The following is a 21,726-nucleotide window of genomic DNA, read 5'->3' as shown; positions in this document are numbered from 1 at the left end:
CTTAACGGCGCGGTTGGCCGGTGCGCGGCGGACGCGGGGAGTTCGCGTCCTTGTGACGGAAGTTGATGCGGCCCTTGGTGAGGTCATAGACCGACAGTTCCAGCGTCACGCGATCGCCCGCAAGAATGCGGATGTGGTTCTTGCGCATGCGGCCCGACGCGTACGCGCCGACCACGACGCCGTTTTCCAGCGTGACACGGTATTTGCTGTCCGGCAGCACTTCGTCGACGATTCCGTCCAGTTCCAGCAGTTCTTCTTTTGCCAAACCAATTCCTCCAGACAAGGTAATTGACCGCGGCCGCGGCGATCTGCCCGGCGCCGTGCCCCACAACGGGACGGCGGCCGGCAGGCTGCCGGGGATCGGTTCGTTCAGACGGGCCCAAGGCCTGTCTTGCGATCGGAGCCCGGCGCGTTGCGGCGTTCAGGCGGTCGGTGGCGGCGGCGCATGGAGCGCCGCGCAAGTCGGGACCGCGCCTGCAACGGCATGGCGGCGGTCTGCTCGGGTTGATGCGTTGAAGCGGTGATGCGCTCGCAAAGCGACGGGCGCTTCACGAAGGCGTTGCGTCGCACGCGGGTCGCGCATGCGATGAGGGAGGCGTCACGACCGATGCATCGTGGATGTCGCGATGCATCGGTCGTGCGCATCGGAAACGCGCCGGCTGCCGCCCAAGCGGCGCCCTGCGCGCCAATCCATCCGGCAGCGGCCACCGCATGGCGGCCGTTGCCGATGCGACTTACTGCGGCGTGATGTTCGACGCTTGCAGACCCTTCGGGCCGCGCTTCACTTCGAAGCTGACCTTCTGGCCTTCGGCCAGGGTCTTGAAACCCGTGCCGCGAATTTCCGAGAAATGGGCGAACAGATCGTCGCCGCCGTTGTCCGGGGAAATGAAACCAAAGCCCTTGGTTTCGTTGAACCACTTGACGGTACCGGTATCCACAAATACTTCCTTAATACAAATGACGAATAATTGAACATGCGCCCGCGACGGGCACATAAAGAATCAAAAGAGGGAGAGACCAACGACCGCCGCACGGAGTGCGGCCAATGATGAGCAATCGAACTTCTTGGACACTTCGACCACGGACACTACGCGCGAGTGGCCGTTTCGTCAAGTCTTTTTGATGCGGCGCACAAGCCCCCCGCCGGGTGCGCCTTACGCAGCGGGGGTTGCCGGCCGACGGCAGGTATTTCGATGCGCCCCCTTTTTCGGCCGGCCCGCCGGGTTTTTACTGCGGTTCGAACACGTGATGCAGCGCCGGCGGCGCGTCGCCTTCGCGAATCCGCATTTCGAACGCCTTGCGCGCGACGCTCGTCGGCCGCACGTCCGCCACGTCCAGATAGAACTGCGAATACCAGTCGCGCATCTGGTACAGCGGCCCGTCGCCTTCGCACAGCAGCGGGTTGTCGATCCGCGTCTTGCTGTGCCAGATGTCGACGTCCTCGTAGAACGCGCGCTGCGCTTCCTTCACGTATGCGTTCGCGATCTCCATGTTCTGCGCGTCGGTCAGCCCGGCCACCTTCTTCACGATCACGCCGTAACGCAGCTCGAAGCTGTTCATGTCGATCGGCACGTGGCAGTTCAGCAGCACCGAGTGGATCGGCTGCCCGCCGCTCTGCCCCGTCATCTGCGTGATGTGCACGGCCGGCCCGAAATACGTCGACAGCGCGGTCAGCGCATCGCCGCCGAGCTTCTCGCTGCGGCCGACCATCAGCTGCGTCGCCTTGTGATCCTCGAACAGGTTCGCGAAATAGTCGATCGGCGCGCGGTGCACGGTCGCGAAGTGCGCGACGTCCGAGATGTTGTCGACCAGCTCGCGGCAATTGGCCTGGATCACCATCGTGTCGACGACCCAGTCCGACCATTCGTCGGAGAAGCACACGTCGAGGCGCGGAATCGCGACTTCCGGCGGCGGCGTGTTGCCTTCCGGGTCGTTCCACACGAACAGCAGGTGGTTTTCCTCGCAGGTCGGCCAGGCGCCGATGCGCGCCTTCGGCGGGATCCGCTTGCAGTACGGGATCGATGCGCACTGCCCTTCGCCGCTCCACGCCCAGCCGTGGAACGGGCACACGAGGTGGTCGCCCTGCACCGTGCCGAGGCTCAGGTCGGCGCCCATGTGCGGGCAGTACGCGTCGACGACGTTGACCTTGCCGGTCGAATCGGCGAACACGGCGAGCTTGCGGCCGAACGCGTTCAGCGTGTGCGGCTTGCCGTCCTTGAAATCGCGGGCGAGCCCGAGGCAGTGCCAGCCGCGCGCATAGCGCTGTGCGAGCGGCTGGGCTTCGATCTTGTAGGGGCGTGCGGACATGTGGGTTGACTCCTCTTGTGGAGAGCGCGCGGCGGCCGGCCGCGCGTGGGGGAAATGGGGGCGCCGGTCAGCGCATCGGGTTGCCGGATTCGAGCGCGGGCGACGGCTTCAGCGATGCCGGGGCCGCCGGCGACGGCGGCTGCCGGTGCGCCACGCGGCGCTCGGCCCGCTCGACGCCGAGCCACGCGGCGAGCGCGGGCAGCAGGAACACCGCGCCGAACAGGTTTACGAGGAACATGAACGCGAGCAGCACGCCCATGTCGACCTGGAACTTCAGCGCGGAGAACGCCCACGTGCCGACGCCGATGAACATCGTGACGGCCGTGAACAGCGCCGCCGTGCCGCGCTGGCGCATCGCGTCCGCGAACGCGTCCGGCAGCGTCGCGCCGTGGCGGATGTCGTGCTGCAGGCGCTCGTACAGGTAGATCCCGTAGTCGACGCCCACGCCCACGCCGAGCGTGATCACCGGCAGCGTCGCGACCTTCAGCCCGATGCCGAGGCGCGCCATCACCGCGTTGCACAGGATCGACACGAGCGTGAGCGGCACGATGATGCACAGCACCGCGCGCCACGAGCGGAACGTGACCGCGCAGAGCAGCGCGATCGCGCCGAAGATCGACAGCAGCATCGCGATCTCCGCGTCACCGACGGCCTCGTTGGTCGCGGCCATCACGCCGACGTTGCCGCCCGCGAGCCGGAACGCAACGTTCGGCGTCGGGTTCTCGGCCGCGAAGCGCTTGATCTCGTCGACGATGTGCGCGATGGTCGTGCCTTCGTGGTTCCTGGTGTAGATCAGCACCTGGATCGCCTTGCAGTTCGCGGTGTTCATCCCGTTGTCGGGGTCGAACGCGTTGGAACCCTGCGTGAGCCCGTCGCTGGAGCGCGGCAGCGCGGCCCAGCGCGGATTGCCCTCGTTGAACGCGGCGATGAACACCTTGCCCTGCGACGACACGCTCGTCACCGACTGCACGCCGGCCACGCCGCGCATGTTCATCTCGAACTTCTCGATCGCGCTCATCACCGGGTAATGCAGGCACGCGTCGTCGAAGCCGGTCGTCTCGACGATCACCGACAGCACGTCCACGCCGATGTTGTACTGGTGGGTGATCGCCGCGTTGTCGAGGTTGTAGCGCGAGTTCGCGCGCAGCTCCGGCGCGCCGGTGCCGATGTCGCCGATCTCCAGCTTGCGCGATTCGAGCGTGCCGCAGGCGAGCAGCGCGAGCGCCACCGCGAACACGCCGAGCGCCGGTGCCGGCCGGGCGAACACCGCGAAGCGCGACCACATCCGGCTGCCGCCGGCCGCCGCCGTGCGCTGCGCACGCGCCAGCGTGCCGCGTTCGAGGCGCGTGTACGACAGCAGGATCGGCAGGAACACCTTGTTCGTCACGATCATCAGCAGCACGCCGAGGCACGCGGTGATGCCGAGTTCGCGCACGATGTCGATCCTGATCCGCATGATCACCATGAAGCCGAGCGCGTTGGTCAGCAGCGCGACCGTGCCCGGCACGAACAGCTTGCGGAACGCGTCGCGCGCGGCATCGGCCGACGACGCGCCGCGCACCAGCGCCTGCTTCCACGCGTTCGTCATCTGCACCGCGTGCGACACGCCGATCGAGAAGATCAGGAACGGCACGAGGATCGACATCGGATCGATGCCGAGGCCGAGCAGCGGCAGCGCGCCGAGCAGCCACACGACCGGCAGCAGCGCGACGACGAGCGCCAGCACGGTGGTCTTCAACGAGCGCGTATAGGCGAACAGCAGCGCGGCCGTCACGAGGAACGCGAGCGCGAAGAACGCCATCACGCCCGCGATGCCGTTCTCGACGTCGCCCACCAGCTTCGCGAAGCCGATGATGTTCACGTCGATGCCCTGCTTCGCGTACTTCGCGCGGATCTCCTCCAGCTGGCGCGCGACCGCGCTGTAGTCGAGCCGCTTGCCGGTGGCCGGATCGGTCTCGCGCAGCTCCGCGCGGATCAGCGCCGACTTCAGGTCGTTGCCGACGAGGCGGCCGATCTGCCCGGAACGCGCGACGTTGCGGCGCACCTTCGCGAGATCGTCCGGGCTCGCGCTCGAAAACTGGCCCGGCACGACCACGTCGCCACGAAAGCCCGCCTCGGTCACCTCCGTGTAGTGGACGTTCGGCGTGAACAGCGAGAACACGCGCGAGCGGTTCACGCCGGGGATGAAGAACACGTCGTCGGTCGCGTGGCGCAGCCCGTCCATGAACGTCTGGTTGTAGATGTCGCCGTCGCCCTTCCAGCGCAGGCTCACGAGGATCGTGTTGGCGCCGGGGAACGCGCCCGCATAGCGCTCGAACACCTGCATGTACGGGTGCTGCATCGGGATCATCTTGTTGAAGCCCGGATCGAGCTTCAGCCGCGTCGCGGACAGCCCGAGCGCGAGCGTCACCGCAACGCACAGCAGCATCAGCAGCTTGCGCCGGCGGATGATCGTGTCGGCGCAGCGCTCGACGAACGCGGCGAGGCGCGACGCGGGGACGGCTTCAGGGGGGCGTGACAGGTCGTTCATGGAATTCTCTTGTCGATGCGAAACGAACGGGAGCAGGCAGCACGAGGGCCGCGCGTCAGGACGGCGTTGACGCAACCGCGCCGGCGAGCGGCGCGACACCGGCTTCGCCGCCGAGCAGCAGCGCGCCGTGGCCCATGTCGAGCACGGCCGCGAGGCTCTGCACGCCGCCGAGCTTGCGCACGTCGAAGGTCAACCCGCCGTCGCGCGACGCGACGATCGCGCCGCCCTGGCCCACCAGCACGAGTTCGCCGTCGGCGAGCTGGGTCGCGCCGAAGTACGACACCGGCACGTGGCTGTCGACGTGCGTCCAGGTCGCGCCGCGATCGGTGCTGCGCACCACGTTGCCGCGCATTCCGTATGCAACCCAGTCGCCGTTCGCGAGCATCAGCGCGCCGAACAGCGAACCGGCGTACGGCGACGGCAGCTTGTCCCACGTCGCGCCGTTGTCGGTCGAGCGTAGCAGCGTGCCGCTCTCGCCCGCGACCAGCAGGTTGCCGTGGCCGTCGCCGACGATCGCGTTCAGGTGACGGTCGCCGGCCGGCGTCTTCACGGTCTGCCAGGTGACGCCCGTGTCGTCCGAGCGCAGCAACTGGCCGAAGCTGCCGGCCGCGAACAGCGGGCCGTCGGCCGTGCCCCATACGGACAGCAGCGGATCGGAATGCGCGTGGTCAATGTGTACGTCGCGCCAGTGCAGGCCGGCGTCGTCGCTGCGCACGATCCGGCCGTCGTGGCCGACCGCGATGCCGAGCGTCGGCGTGATGAAGCGCACCTGCGTGAGTGTCGATGCCTGGTCGGGTGTGGTCGAAGCCGGCCGCCAGTGGGCGCCCGCGTCGTCGCTCAGCAGGATCACGCCGCGTTCGCCGACCGCAACGATGCGCGTGCCGGCCCGGGCGAGCCCGTTGATCTGCAGGCGGTCCGCATGGATCGCGGTGACCGGGAACGCCGGCAGCGGGCGCGGCGAAAACGCGAACAGCGCGGCGCCGAGCACCAGCGCCGACATCGCGAGTCCGGGCAAAGTTCGTTTCATCGCTTGTCTCCTGTGTCTGCGTGCGACGACGGTTCGCGCCCTCGCGGCCACCGCCGTCGCCTGCATGTCTCCGGGCCGTCGGTCGTTGCCGCGGCCTCGAATGGTCCTGAATGGCGGGCCGCTCGTACCGCGCGGCCCGTCCGCGCGCCGCTACGCGCCGACTTCGAACAGCGCGGCGGCACCCATCCCGCCGCCGATGCACATCGTCACCACCGCGTGCCGCACGCCGCGCCGCGCGCCTTCGAGCAGCGCGTGCATCGTCATCCGCGTACCCGACATCCCGAACGGATGGCCGAGCGCGATCGCGCCGCCATCGACGTTCAGCCGGTCGTCGGGAATGCCGAGCGTGTCGCGGCAGTACAGCGCCTGGCACGCGAACGCCTCGTTCAGCTCCCACAGCCCGATGTCGCCGACGGTCATCCCGAAGCGCGCCAGCAGCTTAGGAATCGCGAACACCGGGCCGATGCCCATCTCGTCGGGCTCGCAGCCGGCCACCGCGAGGCCGCGGAACGCGCCGAGCGGCGTCAGGCCACGGCGCACCGCCTCGCTGCGCGACATCACGACCACGGCGGCCGCGCCGTCCGACAGTTGCGACGCATTGCCGGCCGTCACGAACTCGCCCTGCTCTACGACCTTGCCGCCGCTCCACGACGGCTTCAGCCCCGCGAGCCGCTCGGCCGTCGTGTCGGCGCGCACGCCTTCGTCGCGCGCGGCGTTTACGTCCTCGAAGCCGGCCGGGTTGCCTTCCTTGTCGAACAGCGCACGCCGCACGTCGAGCGGCGCGATTTCCGCGTCGAAGCGGCCGGCCGCCTGGGCTTCAGCGGTGCGCTGGTGGCTCTGCAGCGCGAATTCATCCTGTGCGGCACGCGAGATCCCGTAGCGGCGCGACACGATCTCGGCCGTCTCCATCATCGCCATGTACGCAGCAGGCTGATGGTCGAGCACGGCCTGCGAGCGCGCGCGATACGCGTTCTTGTGCTTGTTCTGCGTGAGCGAGATCGACTCGACGCCGCCCGCGACGACGATCCGCGCGTCACCCGCGCCGATGCTGCGCGCGGCGCTCGCGATCGACATCAGCCCCGACGAGCACATGCGGTCGATCGCCATGCCGGGCACCGACGCCGGCAGCCCCGCCGCCGCGGCCGACAGGCGGCCGATGTTGTAGCCCTGCGTGCCCTGCTGCGCGGCGCAGCCGATCAGCACGTCGTCGACGTCGGCCGGCGCGACGCCGGCGCGTTCGAGCGCGGCGCGCACGACGTGGCCGCCCAATGCGGGCGCCTCGGTGTCGTTGAACATGCCGCGAAACGCCTTGCCGATCGGCGTGCGTGCGACGGAAACGATGACTGCGTCTTCCATGTCTCTGCTCTCTGAATCTAGAAGTAGTAACGGCTGATCGTGTCGGCCACGCAGCCGGGCTTCGCTTCGCCTTCGATCTCGACGGTCACGCGAATCCAGGCCTGCATACCGCCGTCGAGCGGCTCGACGCGCAGCAGCTCGCCGACGCCGCGCACGCGCGCACCGACCTTCACCGGCGCCGGGAAACGGATCCTGTCGCAGCCGTAGTTGACGCCGAGCCGCGCGCCGTCGATCCGCACGATCTGCGGCAGGAAGTGGTTGACGAGCGACAACGTCAGGTACCCGTGCGCGATGCACACGCCGAACGGGCCGTCCTTCGCGCGCACCGGGTCGACGTGCACCCACTGGTGGTCGCCCGTCGCATCGGCGAAACCGTCGATGCGGAGTTGATCGATCGCGAGCCATGCGCTCGCGCCGAGCGCGTCGCCGACGGCCGCCGCCAGTTCGCCGGGATGCGCGAACACGCGGGGCGCTGCGCGCACGGGGTCGAGGGTCGTGCTCATCATGCGTGCTGGCTGCTGACCGACAGCACTTCGCCGGTCATGTACGACGCGTAATCGCTTGCAAGGAACACCATCACGTTCGCGACCTCCCAGACTTCCGCGGCGCGCCCGAAGGCTTCGCGCGACGCCAGTTGATTCAACAAATCGGCCGGGGCCGACTTCTTCAGAAAATCGTGCATCGCGATGCTCGGCGCGACCGCGTTGATGCGCACGCCGTACGGCGACGCCTCGAGCGCCGCGCAGCGCGTGAGCGCCATCACGCCCGCCTTCGCCGCCGCGTAGTGCGCCTGTTCCGCCTGCGCGCGCCAGCCGAGCACCGATGCGTTGTTGACGATCGCGCCGCGGCCTCGGGCCTGCATGTGCGGCAGCATCGCGCGCGTCATCCGGAACGTCCCGGTCAGGCTAATGTCGATCACGCGCGACCATTCGGCATCGTCCATATCGACGATGCGGGTCGAGCCGCCAAGCCCCGCGTTGTTGATCAGCACGTCGACGCCGTCGAGCTTGTCCTGCGCTTGCGCGACCAGCGCCTGCACGTCGGCCTCGACCGAGACATTGCACAGGCGGCCGTAGACCTGTTGCAGCCCCGTTTCGGCGCGCAGCGTCTCGACCGCCTGTTCGAGGCGCTTTTCGTGGATGTCGGAGATGAACAGCGCGCGGCAGCCTTCTTCCGCGCAGCGGCGCGCGGCCGCGAAGCCGATGCCGGCGCCGGCGGCGGCCGTGATCAGCACCGATTTGCCGGCGAGCAGCTGGTGGCCCGGCACGTAGGCCGGCGCTTTCTGGATCTGGGGTTCGGTCATGCTGTTCCTCTTGCTTCCCTTGGCATGCCGAGCCCGCGCTCGGCCATGATGTTGAGCTGGATTTCGTTGGTGCCGGCGTAGATCGTGTCCGCGCGGGAGAACAGGAATACGCGCTGCAGATGGGTGAGCTTTTCGTCGGCCGGGTCGATCACGTTCGCGCGCGGGCCGAGGGCATCCATCGCGAGCTGGCCGAGGTCGCGGTGCCAGTTCGACCAGAAGTACTTGTAGATCAGCGCCTCGCGACGCAGCGGCGCGCCGGCATCGGTGTCGTCCGCGCCGGACAGCATCCGCAGCGCGTTGTAGCGCATCACGCGCAGCCCGGCCCACGCGCGGCCGATCCGCTGGCGCAGCACGGGATCGCGGTCCGCGCCCGATTCGCGCGCGGCGTCGATCACCCATTCGAGTTCGCGGACGAACTGCATCTGCTGGCCGAGCGTCGACATCCCGCGCTCGAAGCCGAGCAGCGTCATCGCGATCCGCCAGCCGTCGCCGGGTGCGCCGACGAGGTCGCGGGCTTGAGCGCGTGCGCCGTCGAAAAATACTTCGTTGAATTCGGCACCGCCGTTGAGCTGTTTGATCGGCCGGATCTCGATACCCGGCTGGTCGAGCGGCATCAACAGGAACGACAACCCCTTGTTGCCCTTCGACGCGGGATCGGTGCGCGCCAGCACGAAGATCCAGTCGGAATCGTGTGCGAGCGACGTCCAGACTTTCTGGCCATAGACGCGCCACGTGCCGTCCGCATCCTGTTCGGCGCGCGTGCGTACGTTGGCCAGGTCGGAACCCGCGCCAGGCTCCGAATAGCCCTGGCACCAGAACTGTGTGCCAGCGAGGATGCCGGGCAGGAAGCGCGCACGCTGGTCATCGGTGCCGCACGCAACGAGCGTCGGCCCGAGCAGCCCTTCGCCGATATGGCCCATCCGCCCGGGGCCGCCCGCGCGTGCGTATTCCTCGTGGAAAATCACCTGCTCGGCGACCGAGAAGCCGCGCCCGCCGGCATCCGTTGGCCAGCCGAGGCCGGTCCAGCCGCCCTTCGCCAGTTCCTGCTCCCACGCCTTGCGCAGCTCGGGCCACGCTTCCTCGTCGCCGGGGCCACCGCGGTATTTCAGGCATGCGAAGTCACCGGTCAGGTGCGACTGCACCCAGTCGGCCACTTCGTGCCGCAATTGCTGTTCGCGCGTTTCGCTGTTCATTGCAGGGCTCCTGCGCGTGCGGCCGATGGACGCGATGCCATCGCACTGGCGGGTGCGAATGCGGCGTCGCGATGCGATGCGCCGCCGTCGATCGCATGGGACGCGATCCATTCGAGCAGTTGCGGCGTGCTGCCGAACTGCGCACCCGACGCCTGTGCGCGCTTGAAATAGAGATGCGGGTCGTATTCCCACGTGAAGCCGACGCCGCCGTGCAGCTGGATCGCTTCCTGTGCGCAGAACGCATACGCGTCGTTCGCGGCGGATTTCGCGGCGGCGATATCGGCGCGCAATGCGTCGCTCGGCTGCGTGTTACCGGCTTCGGCATCCCACGCATGTGCAGCCCCGAGCACGGCCGAGCGCGCCGATTCGATCAGCACCATCATCTGCGCGCAGCGGTGCTTGACCGCCTGGAACGATGCGATCGCACGGCCGAACTGCACGCGCTGGCTCGTGTAGTCGAGCGTCAGGTCGAGGCATTGCTGGGCGCCGCCGAGCTGTTCGGCGGCCAGCGCGAGTGCCGCGAACCAAAAGGTGCGCTCCAGCACCTGCACCGCCGCCGTGCCGCACGCCAGCAACGCGTCGCGGCTCATGCGGGCTTCGTCGAACACCACGCGCGCAATCGGCCGTGTTGTGTCGAGCGTATCGAGCGGCGTGACTTTGAGCCCGGATGCCGTTGCGACGTCGATTGCGAACAGGCCGATCGACTGCCCTTCGTTCGCGATCCGCGCGGGCACCAGCAGCAGGTCGGCACGCGCGCCGTCGATCACCTGTTCGATCGTGCCGGACAGCGCGTAGCCGCCCGCCGTCTCTTCCGCGACGACCGGCAACGACCGCACAACGGTCGGGAGATCGAACGGCAGCGCCAGCGTCGCGCTGCACGCGCCTTCTCCGACCCTTGCCAACCAGTCTTTCGCCAGCGGCGTCTCGGCACAGCCCGCGAGCGCGGTCGCCGCGAGGCACGCCGTCGAAAAATACGGCACGCACGCAATGCGCCGGCCGAGCTGTTCCATCAGTACCGTCTGCTCGACTGCACCCAGCCCCAGCCCGCCGGCTACCTCGGGCAATGCGAGCGCATTCCAGCCGAGTTCGCCGGACAGCGCGGCCCACAACGCATCGTCGCGGCCGGCCGACTGCTCGAGCGCGCGGCGCACGTCGGCGGACGCGCTGCGCTCGGCAAGCACGTCGGCCGCCGCGTCGCGGATCATCGCCTGTTCGTCGGTGAGCGCCAGATCCATTTCTCAGCTCCCGTACACGCGCTGCGCGGGGCGCGCGGCGGCGAGCAGCTGTGCCACCGCCGGGCCGACCTCGGCCGCCGCCCAGCGCGCGCCGCGATCGACGCTCGGGCCGGTGCGCCAGCCTTCCGCGACCGCGATCATCCCGCCAGCGACCTCGAACACCTGGCCCGTCACGTCGGCCGACAGCGCGCTGCCGAGCCACACGACCAGCGGCGCGACGTTGGCCGGATCGAAATAGTCGAAGCCGCCGTCCTCGGGCTTCTTCATCATGTCGGCGAACACGCCTTCGGTCATCGACGTGCGCGCGGCCGGCGCCAGCGCATTCACGCGCACGCCGTAACGCTGTAGCTCGGCTGCCTGCATCAGCGTGAGCGCGGCGATGCCAGCCTTTGCCGCGCCGTAGTTCGACTGGCCGATCGAGCCTTGCAGGCCGGCGCCCGAACTCGTGTTGACGATCCGCGCGTCGACCGGGTTGCCGGCCTTCGCCGCGTCGCGCCACACGCGCGCCAGCACGCTCGACAGGCAGAAGTGGCCGCGCAAGTGCACGCGCATCACGTCGTCCCAGTCGGTTTCCGTCATGCTCGTGAACATCTTGTCGCGGCAGATGCCCGCGTTGTTGACGAGCACGTGCACGTCGCCGAATGCTTCGCGTGCCGCGTCGACGATCCGCTGTGCGGTGTCGACCTGCGTGATGTCGTCCGCATTCGCGAGCGCGCGGCCGCCGCCGCTTTTACCTCGACTGGCGATCTCGTCGACGACCGCTTGCGCGGCGTCGTGCCGGATGTCGTTGACGACGACCGCCGCGCCTTCGGCCGCGAACGCCAGCGCGTATTCGCGCCCGAGCCCGCCGCCCGCGCCGGTGATGATGACGGTGCGTCCGTTACAGATTCCCATGCTGGTGCCTCGTGGATCGTGAAGGTGACGCGCTCACAGGCGCTCGATGATCGTGACGTTCGCGAGGCCGCCGCCTTCGCACATCGTCTGCAGCCCGTAGCGGCCGCCCGTGCGTTCCAGTTCGTGCAGCAGCGTCGTCATCAGCCGTGCGCCGGTCGCGCCGAGCGGATGGCCGAGCGCGATGCCGCCGCCGTTCGGGTTGGTCTTTTCGTGCGGGAACCGCGTGTCGGCAAGCCAGGCCTGCGCGACCGATGCGAATGCCTCGTTCATCTCGACGACGTCGATCCGAGACCAGTCAAGGCCGCTCTCCTTCAACGCAGCCTTCGTCGCCGGAATCGGCGCGGTGAGCATCCACAGCGGATCGTCGCCGAGCACGCTCAGGTGATGGATGCGTGCGCGCGGCGTGAGGTTGTAGCGCTTCAACGCCTCCTCCGACACGATCAGCAGCGCGGCGGCCGCGTCGCACGTCTGGCTCGCGACGGCAGCCGTCAGCGAGCCACCCGGCGTCAGCGGTTCGAGCGTCGCCATCTTCTCCAGCGACGTGTCGGGGCGTGGCGTTTCGTCATGCAGCACGCCTTCGAGCGGCACGATTTCCCGCTTGAAATGCCCAGCCTCGATCGCCGCCACCGCGCGGCGGTGGCTTTCGAGCGCATAGCGCTCCATTGCGTCGCGCGACAGGTTCCAGTGATCGGCGATCCGCTGCGCGGCGATGAACTGCGACACCGGCGCGTCGCCGAAGCGCGCGCGCCAGCCGGTGCTGCCCGAGAACGGATTGTTGAAGCCGAGCGGCGCCGCGCAGGTCATCGCGGACGAAATCGGGATCTGCGTCATCGTCTGCACGCCGCCGGCCACCACCACGTCCTGCACGCCGCTCATCACGGCCTGCGCGGCGAAGTGCACGGCCTGCTGCGACGAGCCGCACTGGCGATCGACCGTCACGCCCGGCACCTGCAGCGGCAGCCCGGCCGCGAGCCAGCAGGTGCGCGCGATGTTGCCCGCGAGCGGGCCGATCGTGTCGACGCAGCCGAACACCACGTCGTCGTATTCGTCGGCGGGAATCGCGTTGCGCTCGACCAGCGTCTTCAGCACGAAGCCGCCGAGGTCCGCAGCATGCACGTGCGCGAGCCCGCCCTTGCGACGGCCGGTCGGCGTGCGCAGCGCGTCGACGATATAGGCTTGTCTCATCAGTTCAATTCCTCGAGGTCGAAGGTCTGTGCGGGGCCGATCGGCAATGCGTCGCCGAGGATCGCGTCGGCCACGCGGGCCTTGTGGAACGCGCTGTCGCCCCAGCTGCCGGACAGCGCCCAGATGCGTTTCATGAAGATCTGCAGGTCGAGCTCCCACGTGTAGCCGATCGCGCCGTGCACCTGCATCGAGTGGCGGGCGGCCAGTTGCGCGGCCGACGTCGCCGCGAGCTTCGCGTGCGACACGAACACCGCGCGCTGCGGGTGATCGTCGGCGATCGCCTGCGCGGCGCGTGCGACCACCGGCCGCGCGAACTCGTAGCGGATCGCGACATCGGCGAGCAGGTGCTTGAGCGCCTGGTACGAGCCGATCGCCTTGCCGAACTGCTTGCGCTGCGCGCTGTAGTCGATCGCGACGTCGAGCACGCGCTGCGTGAGGCCGAGCAGTTGCGCGGCCACCGCGAACGCGCCGTGGTCGAGCGCGCGGTTCAGCAGCGGCGCGGCTTCGTCGGCGCTCGCGATGCGCGTGGCCGCCGACGGTTCCCAGTCGAGCGTGAACAGCCGCCGCGACGGGTCGACGCTGTCGACCGCACGCCACGCGCACTGCGCGGGGTCGACGCGGTGCAGCTCGCCGCGGTGCTCGCACAGCAGCGTCTGGGCGACATGCACGTCGGCCGCATACGGGTTCACCGGATGCACGAGCGCGACGCGCGCACGTCCTTCGGCGATGTCGCGCAGCAGCGCATCGCGCCAGTCGATTGCCGGCAGCCGCGCGAGCACGCCGGCCGACACGAGCGCCGTGTCGAGCAGCGGCTCGGGGCTGCCGAAATAGCCGTAGGCCTGCGCGAGGAGCGCCCATTCCGCTTCGGTCAGGCCGAGGCCGCCGTGCGCCTCGGGCACCGACACGGCCGTCAGCCCCTGCGACGCGAACAGCGCCCACAGGTCGTCCGAGCGCCCGGTCGGCGTGGCCCACAGCTCGCGGATCAGCTCGGGCGTCATCTCGGTCATCAGCAGGCGCTTCACGCTGTCCGCGAGCGCTTCCTGGTCTTCATCGAATACGAAATCCATACGATGTCCGTTCTGTAAGAGTGGCGCCGGCGCGCTTACGCGCGCGGCATGCCGAGCATCCGTTCGGCGACGATGTTGCGCTGGATCTCGTTGGTGCCCGCGTAGATCGTGCCGGCCTGCGCGAACAGGAAGCCGTCGAGCCAGTGGCCGAGCGTCGCGTGCTGCGCGGCCGTCTGCGGGACGACCTCGCCGTGCGCGCCGAGGATGTCGAGCGCGGTCTGGTGCATGCGCAGATCGAGTTCCGACCAGAACACCTTGTTGGTACTCGACTCCGCGCCGATATGACCGCCCTTCAGCAGCCGGCTCGCGGTCGCGTAGGTCGACAGCGCATAGGCCTGCGCATCCATCCATGCCTGCACCACGCGTTCGCGCAGCGTCGGATCGCGATCGGCACTGTCACGGTGCGCGAGATACAGGTCGCGCAGCGCCTGCGCGGTGCGCTGGAAGCGTGCCGGCGAACGCAGCATCAGCCCGCGCTCGAACCCGGCCGTCGCCATCGCGACCTGCCAGCCCGCGCCTTCGGCCGCGAGCCGGTTCTCGACTGGCACGCGCACGTCGTCGAAGAAGATTTCCGCGAAGCCGGTCTGCCCGTTCAGTTGGCGGATCGGCCGCACCGTGATGCCCGGCGCGGACAGCGGCACCATCAGGAACGTGAGCCCGTGGTGACGCGACGATTCGGGATCGCTGCGGAACAGGCCAAACAACCAGTCGGCCCACACCGCGCGCGTCGACCAGATTTTCTGGCCGTTCAGCACGTAGTCGTCGCCGATGCGGGCGGCCGTCGTGCGGATCGCGGCCATGTCGGAACCCGCGTTCGGCTCCGACCAGCCCTGCGCCCACACGTGCTCGCCGGCCGCCATCGCGGGCAGGAAGCGCGCCTTTTGCTCCGCCGTGCCGAAATCCATCAGCGTCGGGCCGAGCAGGAAGATGCCGTTCTGGTTCACGCGCATCGGCGCGTCGGCACGCCAGTACTCTTCCTCGAAGATCAGCCACTCGATCAGGTCGCAGCCGCGCCCGCCCAGCTCGCGCGGCCACGTGACCATGCTCCAGCGGCCGGAGTGCAGCGTGCGCTCCCATTCGCGGTGCGCGGCGAAGCCTGCCTCGGTGTCGAAGCTCGGCAAGCGCTCACGCGGCACGTGCGCCGCGAGCCATGCGCGGATCTCCGCGCGAAACGCCTGTTGTTGCGGCGTATAGGTCAGGTTCATGCGCGTGCCTCCCCGGCGGTTGCCTGCGCATCGAAACGCGCATCGCGCTTCTCGACGAACGCGGCGCGCGCTTCCGTCGAGTCGTTCGTCATGTACGCCTGCAGCGTAAAGCCCTGCTCCCAGCGGTACTTGTCCTCGAGATCGCCGTCCTCGACGCCGTTCAGCGCCTCCTTCGCGAGCCGCACCATCGCCGGGCTCTTCTCCGCGATCTTGCGGGCGATCGCGAGCGCGGCGTCGCGCAGCGTGTCGCGCGTCACGACCTGCTCGACCGCGCCGAGCCGGTACGCTTCGGCCGCGTCGATCATGTCGCCGGTGAAGTACATCGCGCGCACCTTCTGCACGCCGAACAGCCGCTGCAGGTGCGCGCCGCCGCCCATCGCGCCGCGGTCGATCTCGGGCACGCCGAAACGCACGCAGTCGGCCGCGACGACGATGTCCGCCGCGCCGCAGATGCCGATCCCGCCGCCGAGCACGAAGCCGTGCACGGCCGCGATCACCGGCTTCGGGTTGCGGTGCACCGCACGGAACGTCTCGTAGTTGCCCGCGTTGACCGCGACGATCCGCTCGGGATGCGCGGCCAGTTCCTTGATGTCGACGCCCGCGCAGAAGCCGCGCCCTTCGCCGCGCACGACGATCACGCGCACGTCGTCGTCCTCGCCGAGCGTGTCGAGCGCGCGCGAGAGCGCATGCCAGCCCTGCGCGTCGAGCGCGTTCACGGGCGGATGGGCGATCACCAGTTCGGCGATGCCGTCGGCGCGATCGATCCGGAACGGCGTTGCGCCGGCCGGTTGGTTGGAAGTTGTCATCTCGTCTGCCTCCCTGTGATGGTGTTCACGCGGCCTGTGCGGCCGGCGCGCCGCGCAGCGCGGCCAGTGCGTCGAGCCGCTCGCCCGCTTCCGCGACGATCCGTGCGATCAACACGTCGCACGATTCGATCGCGCCGATCATCGCGGCCGCCTGGCCGCTCGGCAGCACGCCTTCATCCGGGCGGCCCTCGACGATCGCGCGCTGGATCAGGAACGGCGCGTTCGCGGCCATCAGCATCTGGCTGGCCGTGTAGTCGTGCGAGCGCAACGCCTTGAGCGCGAGGCCGAGCATGTCGCCGGTGCTCAGGCCGTTCTGGCGCCGCCAGGCCTCCGCCGTCTTCAACGCGAACCACGTGCGGCGCAGCGGCCCGAAGCGTTCGAGCTTCAGCAGGTACGGGTTGTCGATCATCCGTTGCGGCAGCCCGTCGAGCGCGTCCGATACGCGGATGCGCGCCGGGTCGCCCACCGCGACGTAGCTTTCGAGCGTCTCGCGCGGCACCGGCGATTCGGCGCTCATCAGGAAGCGCGTGCCCATCGCGATGCCGGCCGCGCCATACGCGAGCGCGGCCGCCAGCCCGCGCCCGTCGAAGAACCCGCCGGCCGCGACCACCGGCACGCGCACCGCGTCGAGCACCTTCGGCAGCAGCAGCGTGGTCGGCACCGAGCCGGTGTGGCCGCCGCCTTCAGCGCCCTGCACGGTGACGATGTCCGCACCGAGTTCGACCGCCTTCGCCGCATGCTTCGGCGCGCCGACGGTCGGCATGCAGACGATGCCGGCCTCCTTGAAGCGGCGGATCGTCTTCGCATCGGGCCCGCGGCCGTAGCTCACCGCGCGCAGCCGGTGCTTGATCGCCAGTTCGACGACCTGCTGCGCGTTCTTCTGGAACATGTGGAAATTGATGCCGAACGGCTGGTCCGTCAGCGACTTCACTTTCAGGATCTCGGCCTCGACCTGGTCGGGTTCGAGCGTCGCTCCAGCGAGGAAGCCGAAGCCGCCGGCGTTGCCGGTGGCCGCGACGAGCCGGGCATCGGCCACCCAGCCCATCGCGGTCTGCACGATCGGATAGCGGCAGCCGAGCAGGTCGCACAAGGGCGTATGCAGCGTCGTGCTCATGCGGCGGCTCCGTTGACGGCAACCGGTGCCTGCGCCTGAGCCTGTGTATCGCCGCGGTCCGCGCCGTTCGGCTGGCGCTGCGAGCTGGCCATGCTGCGCGCGTCGTAGCCGCCGAGGCGATCGCCGCTCACCAGTTCGTTGTGCGCATGTGCGAAGTGATGCCACGCGAACGCCGCGTCCATCGCCGCGCGCTTGCCCTGCAGCTCCTCGACGTGGTTCAGCGCCTGCTTGGTCAGCGTGAGCCCGAGGCGCGGCATCGTCGCGATCTTCGCGGCGATCGCGTAGGTCGCGTCGCGCAGCCGCTCGCGCGGCACCACGCGGTTGACCATCCCCATCTGGTACGCGCGCTCGGCCGGCATCCGCTCGCCGAGGAACAGGAATTCCTTCGCGATGCGCGGGTTCAGCTCGTACGCATGCGCGAAATACTCGACGCCCGGAATCCCCATCCGCACGACCGGATCCGCGAAAAATGCATCCTCGGACGCGACGATCAGGTCGCACACCCACGCGAGCATCAGGCCGCCCGCGATGCACGCGCCCTGCACCATCGCGATCGTCGGCTTCGGCAGGTCGCGCCAGCGCCGGCACATCCCGAGGTACACCTCCTGCTCGCGGGCATAGAGGAATTCGCCGCCCTCCTTGTCGACGTGGTCGTACCACAGCGACGCGCGATCGAACGACTCGTGGATGTCGCGGCCCGGCGTGCCGATGTCGTGGCCCGCCGAGAAATGCTTGCCGGCGCCCGCGAGCACGATCGCCTTCACCGCGTCGTCGTGCGCCGCGCGCCGGAACGCCGCGTCGAGCGCATACGTCATCTTCGAGTTCTGCGCGTTGTGATACTCGGGGCGGTTCATCGTGATCGTCGCGATGCCATCCTCGACCGCGTAGTCGACGACACCGTCGCCGAAGGTCACCTGGGTCGCTTCCATGTCGTGCCTCATCCCCGGCGCGGCGCCGGATTGTTGCGCACGATCGTCGCGCGCAGGTTGTGCGGATCGAGCGCGCGGACGATGCGCAGGTCTTCCGCGTTCGGCGGGACCGTCGTGCCGAGGTCGGGTGCGGCGAGCAGCGGGAAGCCCGTCGCGTCCTGCACCTCGTCGAAGCTCACGCCCGGATGCAGCGAACGCACGCGGATCGCATGGTCGGGCCCGCCGAAATCCATCACGCACAGGTCGGTGACGATGCTGCGCAGGTCGACGAAGGTCTTCATCCCTGGCAGCCGGCGCGCCGGGTTGTAGCCGACCGTGCACACCATGTCGACTTCGTGTTCGACGAACGTGCGCTTGCCGTGGCCGCTGACGAAGAACGAGTTCGCATGGTTCGTCGTGTTGCCGGGGAAGCCGCGCGCGCCGAGCAGCTGGGTTTTCGGGCGCGCGTAGTCGTCGCCGAGCCACGAGATGTTGGCCTGGCCGAAACGGTCGATCTGCGTCGGCATCACGAGTGCGTGGCGGCGGCCGTGCCACAGGCAGTCGAACACGCGCTCGTAGGTCATCCAGCCGCTCGCCTTCACGCGATAGCCGTCCGGACGGGGCCCAAGCGGCACCGGCTCCTCGACGAGATACGCTTCGCCGTCGGTCAGCATCAGCCCGTTGTTGTATGCGAGCCGTGCGAGGCCGGCCGCGAGCCGCGGGCCCGTGCCGATGCCGGTCGCCAGCACTTCGCCGTCGTCGCGCCAGAGTCGCGCGGACGCGACGATCATCAGTTCCGCGAGGGAATGGTCGAGAGATTCGCTCACAGGCGCTCCTTTACAGAATCGGCAACGGCAGCGTCGTCACGTGCGACAGGCCGCCGACGCCTTCGAGGTACTGGCGTTCGTCCTGGCCGACCACGTCGCGCAGGTACGCCGTCGTTTTCGCGTCGTCTTCCGCACTCGCGCAGTACGCACGCAGGTGCGGCAGGTCCCAGCCGTAGGCCGGCCCACACGACGTCGGGTGGGCGCCGCCCGGTGCAGGCACGACGCCGGTGACGAGCGAGCGCTCGAAGGGGTTGCGTTTGGCCGCATCGAGGTCTTCGCTCGCGAGCGATGCGTCGACCGTTTCCGCCGACACGTAGCAGCGCCGTGCGGCCCGCGCCATCCACGCATCGAAGAACGGATCAGGGCCGTCGATGCGCGTGTTGCCCATCCGGTCGGCCGCGTTCACGTGCAGCAGCGCGACGTCGAGTTCGATCGCGGGCATCGCGAGCAGCGTCTCGCCGTCGTCATACGGCGATTGCACGGTGCGCAGTTGCGGCGCGTGATCGAGCAGCGCGGTGCCGAGCCCGGCGCGGGTCGGCAGGAACGGCAGGCGTGCGGCAGCCGCGCGCAGGCCGAGCTGCAGCATCCCTTCGTCGAGTTCGAGCACGTCGACGCGGCCCTGCTCGCGGGCCCGGCGGAAATGCGGTTCGAGCGGAATCACGTCGAGCGACACGAAGCCGAACACCACTTTGCGCACCTTCCCGGCCGCGCACAGCAGGCCGACATCGGCGCCGCCGTACGCGACGATCGTCAGGTCCTTCAGGTTCGAGCGCGCGATCTCGCGCACCAGTGCCATCGGCTTGCGCCGCGGCCCCCATCCGCCGATGCCGATCGTCATGCCGTCGGCGAGTTGCGCGACCACGTCGCGCGCGGACATCGTCTTGTCGAGAGGTTTCATCGTCATCGTGCTGGCTTACCGGTATCCGATGCTGAAATCGTGGCCCCACTGGCTCACCTTCGTGGCCTCGAACACCGCGTGCTTCGACCAGTCGACCGTGAGGCCGCCGAAGCCGTATTCGAGATCGAAGCCGCCGGGGGTCTTCATGTAGAAAGAGATCATCTGGTCGTTGCAGTGACGGCCGAGCGTCGCGGACAGCTTCACGTCGTGCGCGGCCACGCGATCGAGCGCGCGGCCGACTTCGTCCATCGAGTCGACTTCCGCCATCACGTGCACGCAGCCCGACGGCACGGCCATCTCGAACAGCGCGAGGCTGTGATGGCGCGCGTTGCGGCAGTGCATGAAGTGGATGCGCTTCTCCGGTTCCGCCGGATCGGGCGTGAACTTCACGCGAAAGATGTCGGACAGCTCGAAGCCGAGCACGCCGCGCACGAACGCGTCGGTCGCGTCGAACTGCGGCGCGGGCAGCACCGCGTGGCCGAGCCCCATGTCGCCGGTGACGAAGTGCGGGACACCCAGCGGCGACACGAAGCGGCGGAAGTCGCAGCGCGCGCCCCAGTACAGCTCGTGGCGGTTGCCGGACGGGTCGGTGCACCACGCCATCGCCTGCACGCGGCGCAGCGCGGCTTCGTCGCGGGTGGCGCGCACCGGCTCGACGCCCGCGCGCTGCAGGGCCGCCAGCGCGGCGTCGAACGCGGCGCCGTCGGGCAGTTCCCAGCCCGACGCGAAATAGCGGTCGGTCGCGCCGGGCACGATCACGTAGCGGAAATCGCGTTCGTCCATCTTCAGGTACAACGCGCCGTCGGGCGCGTCGAGCGCCTGCATGCCCAGCACGTCTTCGGCGTAGCGGCGCCACGCATCGACGCGCGTCGCCTCGACGACGACATAGCCAAGCGCACGGACATCGATCATGTCGGCCTCCTCCTCGTTCAGAATCCGTTGTTCGTGAAAGGATTCTGGCCGGTCGGGGGTGGTGTTACATCGTCTGTTGGGACGAGAGGCGGCGGGGAACTGGCGTGGCGCAGGTGTGCGCGGAAACCCGGTGGGACGGGCTATGCATGCGGCAGGAGACGGGGAGCGGGTGCGGATTGCCGCGGCGCGGCAATCCGGTTCAGTCGAACGGGTTCAGCAGCCGGACGCCGGTGCGGGCGAAATCCGCGACGTTGCGCGTGACCACCGTGAGATCGTTGATCAGCGCGGTAGCCGCGATCAGCTTGTCGAGTTCGTGCGTCGGATCGGGCACGCGCAAATGCCCCCACATCTGGCTGATCTCGATGTCGACCGGCAGGATGTTCGGCGCATAGCCGGACAGGATGGTCGCCATCCAGGCCTCGAGCGCCGACGCCTGAGGATGATCGCCGCGATGACGAATCAGATCGACGCCGCGGCGAAGTTCAGCAACCGTCACGACGGACAGGTAAAGCGGGCTTGAGTCCGCCGCGGCCTGCCTGAAGAACGCCCGCACGCCTCGGTTGGTTCGCTTGCCCTTCCTGATTTCGCTGATGACGGGCGTGTCAATCAGATAGGCAGGGTGATTCGACGTCTTTTCTTTTGGTTTCAATTGGTTAGGCATGCATTCGGGCGGAAAATCACGTGCCAGAGTGTGCATCTTGCTGCCATAAGAATCAAGCACTTACCTACGTGTTCTGAACAGCCTCTGGCGCGATGCGGCGTTTAGCACTCGCCCCTACTGAAAATACATACGCTGACAGAAAAGCCAAAACCGGTCTCGAATGCAGTCCGATACGGCTCGACTACACGTGAAAGTTTCCTGCCGGCTTCATGCCGCCAGCCAAGACACTACATTTGGCATTTGAATTTCGCATTGGCACCATATATAGTGGTCATGCGCGGGGTTAGATCGCACCGAA

General features: G+C 68.7%; 21 protein-coding genes. All 21 read right to left on the bottom strand.

Annotation, left to right across the window (positions count from 1 at the left end; genetic code table 11):
* Position 1: 1 nt before the first annotated feature.
* Complete coding sequence (infA, locus tag CFB47_RS24435) at positions 2-265, bottom strand: translation initiation factor IF-1 (RefSeq protein WP_011355053.1); 264 nt, start codon at positions 263-265, stop codon at positions 2-4.
* 469 nt (positions 266-734) lie between these two features.
* A complete protein-coding gene (locus CFB47_RS24425; protein ID WP_006483056.1) occupies positions 735-938 on the bottom strand; it encodes a cold-shock protein in 204 nt (67 codons plus the stop codon).
* Positions 939-1,227: 289 nt separating this feature from the next.
* A complete protein-coding gene (locus CFB47_RS24420) occupies positions 1,228-2,307 on the bottom strand; it encodes a Rieske 2Fe-2S domain-containing protein (protein WP_089462551.1) in 1,080 nt (359 codons plus the stop codon).
* Positions 2,308-2,374: 67 nt separating this feature from the next.
* Positions 2,375-4,837, bottom strand: coding sequence for an RND family transporter (locus CFB47_RS24415; protein WP_089462550.1), 2,463 nt, complete (start codon positions 4,835-4,837; stop codon positions 2,375-2,377).
* 55 nt (positions 4,838-4,892) lie between these two features.
* A complete protein-coding gene (locus CFB47_RS24410; RefSeq protein ID WP_089462549.1) occupies positions 4,893-5,864 on the bottom strand; it encodes a sialidase in 972 nt (323 codons plus the stop codon).
* Between the two features lie 150 nt (positions 5,865-6,014).
* Positions 6,015-7,220, bottom strand: a complete 1,206-nt coding sequence (locus CFB47_RS24405) for an acetyl-CoA C-acyltransferase (RefSeq protein ID WP_089462548.1) — start codon at positions 7,218-7,220, stop codon at positions 6,015-6,017.
* Positions 7,221-7,237: 17 nt separating this feature from the next.
* Positions 7,238-7,723: a MaoC family dehydratase gene (locus CFB47_RS24400; RefSeq protein ID WP_089463531.1), complete on the bottom strand. Its 486-nt coding sequence runs from the start codon at positions 7,721-7,723 to the stop codon at positions 7,238-7,240.
* The gene (locus CFB47_RS24395; RefSeq protein WP_089462547.1) at positions 7,723-8,523 is read right to left on the bottom strand and encodes an SDR family oxidoreductase; all 801 of its coding nucleotides are present in this window, start codon (positions 8,521-8,523) and stop codon (positions 7,723-7,725) included. The genes CFB47_RS24400 and CFB47_RS24395 overlap by 1 nt, the downstream gene beginning before the upstream one ends.
* Positions 8,520-9,716 (bottom strand): acyl-CoA dehydrogenase family protein, encoded by a 1,197-nt coding sequence (locus CFB47_RS24390; RefSeq protein WP_089462546.1) that lies wholly within the window; start codon positions 9,714-9,716, stop codon positions 8,520-8,522. Before CFB47_RS24390 ends, CFB47_RS24395 begins: the two co-directional genes overlap by 4 nt.
* The gene (locus CFB47_RS24385) at positions 9,713-10,951 is read right to left on the bottom strand and encodes an acyl-CoA dehydrogenase family protein (protein WP_089462545.1); all 1,239 of its coding nucleotides are present in this window, start codon (positions 10,949-10,951) and stop codon (positions 9,713-9,715) included. Before CFB47_RS24385 ends, CFB47_RS24390 begins: the two co-directional genes overlap by 4 nt.
* A 3-nt stretch (positions 10,952-10,954) precedes the next feature.
* Entirely contained in the window at positions 10,955-11,845 is an 891-nt protein-coding gene (locus CFB47_RS24380; RefSeq protein ID WP_089462544.1) for an SDR family oxidoreductase, read from the bottom strand.
* Between the two features lie 33 nt (positions 11,846-11,878).
* Positions 11,879-13,030: an acetyl-CoA C-acetyltransferase gene (locus tag CFB47_RS24375; RefSeq protein WP_089462543.1), complete on the bottom strand. Its 1,152-nt coding sequence runs from the start codon at positions 13,028-13,030 to the stop codon at positions 11,879-11,881.
* Complete coding sequence (locus CFB47_RS24370; RefSeq protein ID WP_089462542.1) at positions 13,030-14,097, bottom strand: acyl-CoA dehydrogenase family protein; 1,068 nt, start codon at positions 14,095-14,097, stop codon at positions 13,030-13,032. Before CFB47_RS24370 ends, CFB47_RS24375 begins: the two co-directional genes overlap by 1 nt.
* A 35-nt stretch (positions 14,098-14,132) precedes the next feature.
* On the bottom strand, positions 14,133-15,302 hold the full coding sequence (locus CFB47_RS24365; RefSeq protein ID WP_089462541.1) for an acyl-CoA dehydrogenase family protein: 1,170 nt from the start codon (positions 15,300-15,302) through the stop codon (positions 14,133-14,135).
* Complete coding sequence (locus CFB47_RS24360; RefSeq protein WP_089462540.1) at positions 15,299-16,108, bottom strand: enoyl-CoA hydratase family protein; 810 nt, start codon at positions 16,106-16,108, stop codon at positions 15,299-15,301. The genes CFB47_RS24365 and CFB47_RS24360 overlap by 4 nt, the downstream gene beginning before the upstream one ends.
* Positions 16,109-16,133: 25 nt before the next feature.
* Positions 16,134-17,222: a nitronate monooxygenase family protein gene (locus tag CFB47_RS24355; protein ID WP_089462539.1), complete on the bottom strand. Its 1,089-nt coding sequence runs from the start codon at positions 17,220-17,222 to the stop codon at positions 16,134-16,136.
* On the bottom strand, positions 17,219-18,151 hold the full coding sequence (locus tag CFB47_RS24350; RefSeq protein ID WP_089462538.1) for an enoyl-CoA hydratase: 933 nt from the start codon (positions 18,149-18,151) through the stop codon (positions 17,219-17,221). Before CFB47_RS24350 ends, CFB47_RS24355 begins: the two co-directional genes overlap by 4 nt.
* 8 nt (positions 18,152-18,159) lie before the next feature.
* The gene (locus tag CFB47_RS24345) at positions 18,160-18,957 is read right to left on the bottom strand and encodes a CoA-transferase subunit beta (protein WP_089462537.1); all 798 of its coding nucleotides are present in this window, start codon (positions 18,955-18,957) and stop codon (positions 18,160-18,162) included.
* Between the two features lie 10 nt (positions 18,958-18,967).
* Positions 18,968-19,861: a CoA transferase subunit A gene (locus CFB47_RS24340; protein ID WP_089462536.1), complete on the bottom strand. Its 894-nt coding sequence runs from the start codon at positions 19,859-19,861 to the stop codon at positions 18,968-18,970.
* A 9-nt stretch (positions 19,862-19,870) separates the two neighbouring features.
* Complete coding sequence (locus CFB47_RS24335; protein ID WP_089462535.1) at positions 19,871-20,767, bottom strand: VOC family protein; 897 nt, start codon at positions 20,765-20,767, stop codon at positions 19,871-19,873.
* 199 nt (positions 20,768-20,966) lie between these two features.
* Positions 20,967-21,428, bottom strand: coding sequence for a type II toxin-antitoxin system VapC family toxin (locus CFB47_RS24330; RefSeq protein ID WP_179259022.1), 462 nt, complete (start codon positions 21,426-21,428; stop codon positions 20,967-20,969).
* Positions 21,429-21,726 lie beyond the last annotated feature (298 nt).

The organism is Burkholderia sp. AU27893 (assembly GCF_002223205.1).
Taxonomy (GTDB): domain Bacteria; phylum Pseudomonadota; class Gammaproteobacteria; order Burkholderiales; family Burkholderiaceae; genus Burkholderia.
Note: the sequence above shows the minus strand (reverse complement) of the source record. Positions and strands in the feature narration are given on the sequence as shown.

Excerpts from the sequence above, each read along its gene's own strand:
- CFB47_RS24350 (WP_089462538.1), bottom strand. The coding sequence starts at position 18,151 with ATGGAAGCGACCCAGGTGACCTTCGGCGACGGTGTCGTCGACTACGCG.
- CFB47_RS24340 (WP_089462536.1), bottom strand. The coding sequence starts at position 19,861 with ATGACGATGAAACCTCTCGACAAGACGATGTCCGCGCGCGACGTGGTC.
- CFB47_RS24355 (WP_089462539.1), bottom strand. The coding sequence starts at position 17,222 with ATGAGCACGACGCTGCATACGCCCTTGTGCGACCTGCTCGGCTGCCGC.
- CFB47_RS24335 (WP_089462535.1), bottom strand. The coding sequence starts at position 20,767 with ATGATCGATGTCCGTGCGCTTGGCTATGTCGTCGTCGAGGCGACGCGC.
- CFB47_RS24405 (WP_089462548.1), bottom strand. The coding sequence starts at position 7,220 with ATGGAAGACGCAGTCATCGTTTCCGTCGCACGCACGCCGATCGGCAAG.
- CFB47_RS24360 (WP_089462540.1), bottom strand. The coding sequence starts at position 16,108 with ATGACAACTTCCAACCAACCGGCCGGCGCAACGCCGTTCCGGATCGAT.
- CFB47_RS24375 (WP_089462543.1), bottom strand. The coding sequence starts at position 13,030 with ATGAGACAAGCCTATATCGTCGACGCGCTGCGCACGCCGACCGGCCGT.
- CFB47_RS24380 (WP_089462544.1), bottom strand. The coding sequence starts at position 11,845 with ATGGGAATCTGTAACGGACGCACCGTCATCATCACCGGCGCGGGCGGC.
- CFB47_RS24395 (WP_089462547.1), bottom strand. The coding sequence starts at position 8,523 with ATGACCGAACCCCAGATCCAGAAAGCGCCGGCCTACGTGCCGGGCCAC.
- CFB47_RS24410 (WP_089462549.1), bottom strand. The coding sequence starts at position 5,864 with ATGAAACGAACTTTGCCCGGACTCGCGATGTCGGCGCTGGTGCTCGGC.
- CFB47_RS24370 (WP_089462542.1), bottom strand. The coding sequence starts at position 14,097 with ATGGATTTCGTATTCGATGAAGACCAGGAAGCGCTCGCGGACAGCGTG.
- CFB47_RS24420 (WP_089462551.1), bottom strand. The coding sequence starts at position 2,307 with ATGTCCGCACGCCCCTACAAGATCGAAGCCCAGCCGCTCGCACAGCGC.
- CFB47_RS24390 (WP_089462546.1), bottom strand. The coding sequence starts at position 9,716 with ATGAACAGCGAAACGCGCGAACAGCAATTGCGGCACGAAGTGGCCGAC.
- CFB47_RS24330 (WP_179259022.1), bottom strand. The coding sequence starts at position 21,428 with ATGCCTAACCAATTGAAACCAAAAGAAAAGACGTCGAATCACCCTGCC.
- CFB47_RS24385 (WP_089462545.1), bottom strand. The coding sequence starts at position 10,951 with ATGGATCTGGCGCTCACCGACGAACAGGCGATGATCCGCGACGCGGCG.
- CFB47_RS24400 (WP_089463531.1), bottom strand. The coding sequence starts at position 7,723 with ATGAGCACGACCCTCGACCCCGTGCGCGCAGCGCCCCGCGTGTTCGCG.
- CFB47_RS24415 (WP_089462550.1), bottom strand. The coding sequence starts at position 4,837 with ATGAACGACCTGTCACGCCCCCCTGAAGCCGTCCCCGCGTCGCGCCTC.
- CFB47_RS24365 (WP_089462541.1), bottom strand. The coding sequence starts at position 15,302 with ATGAACCTGACCTATACGCCGCAACAACAGGCGTTTCGCGCGGAGATC.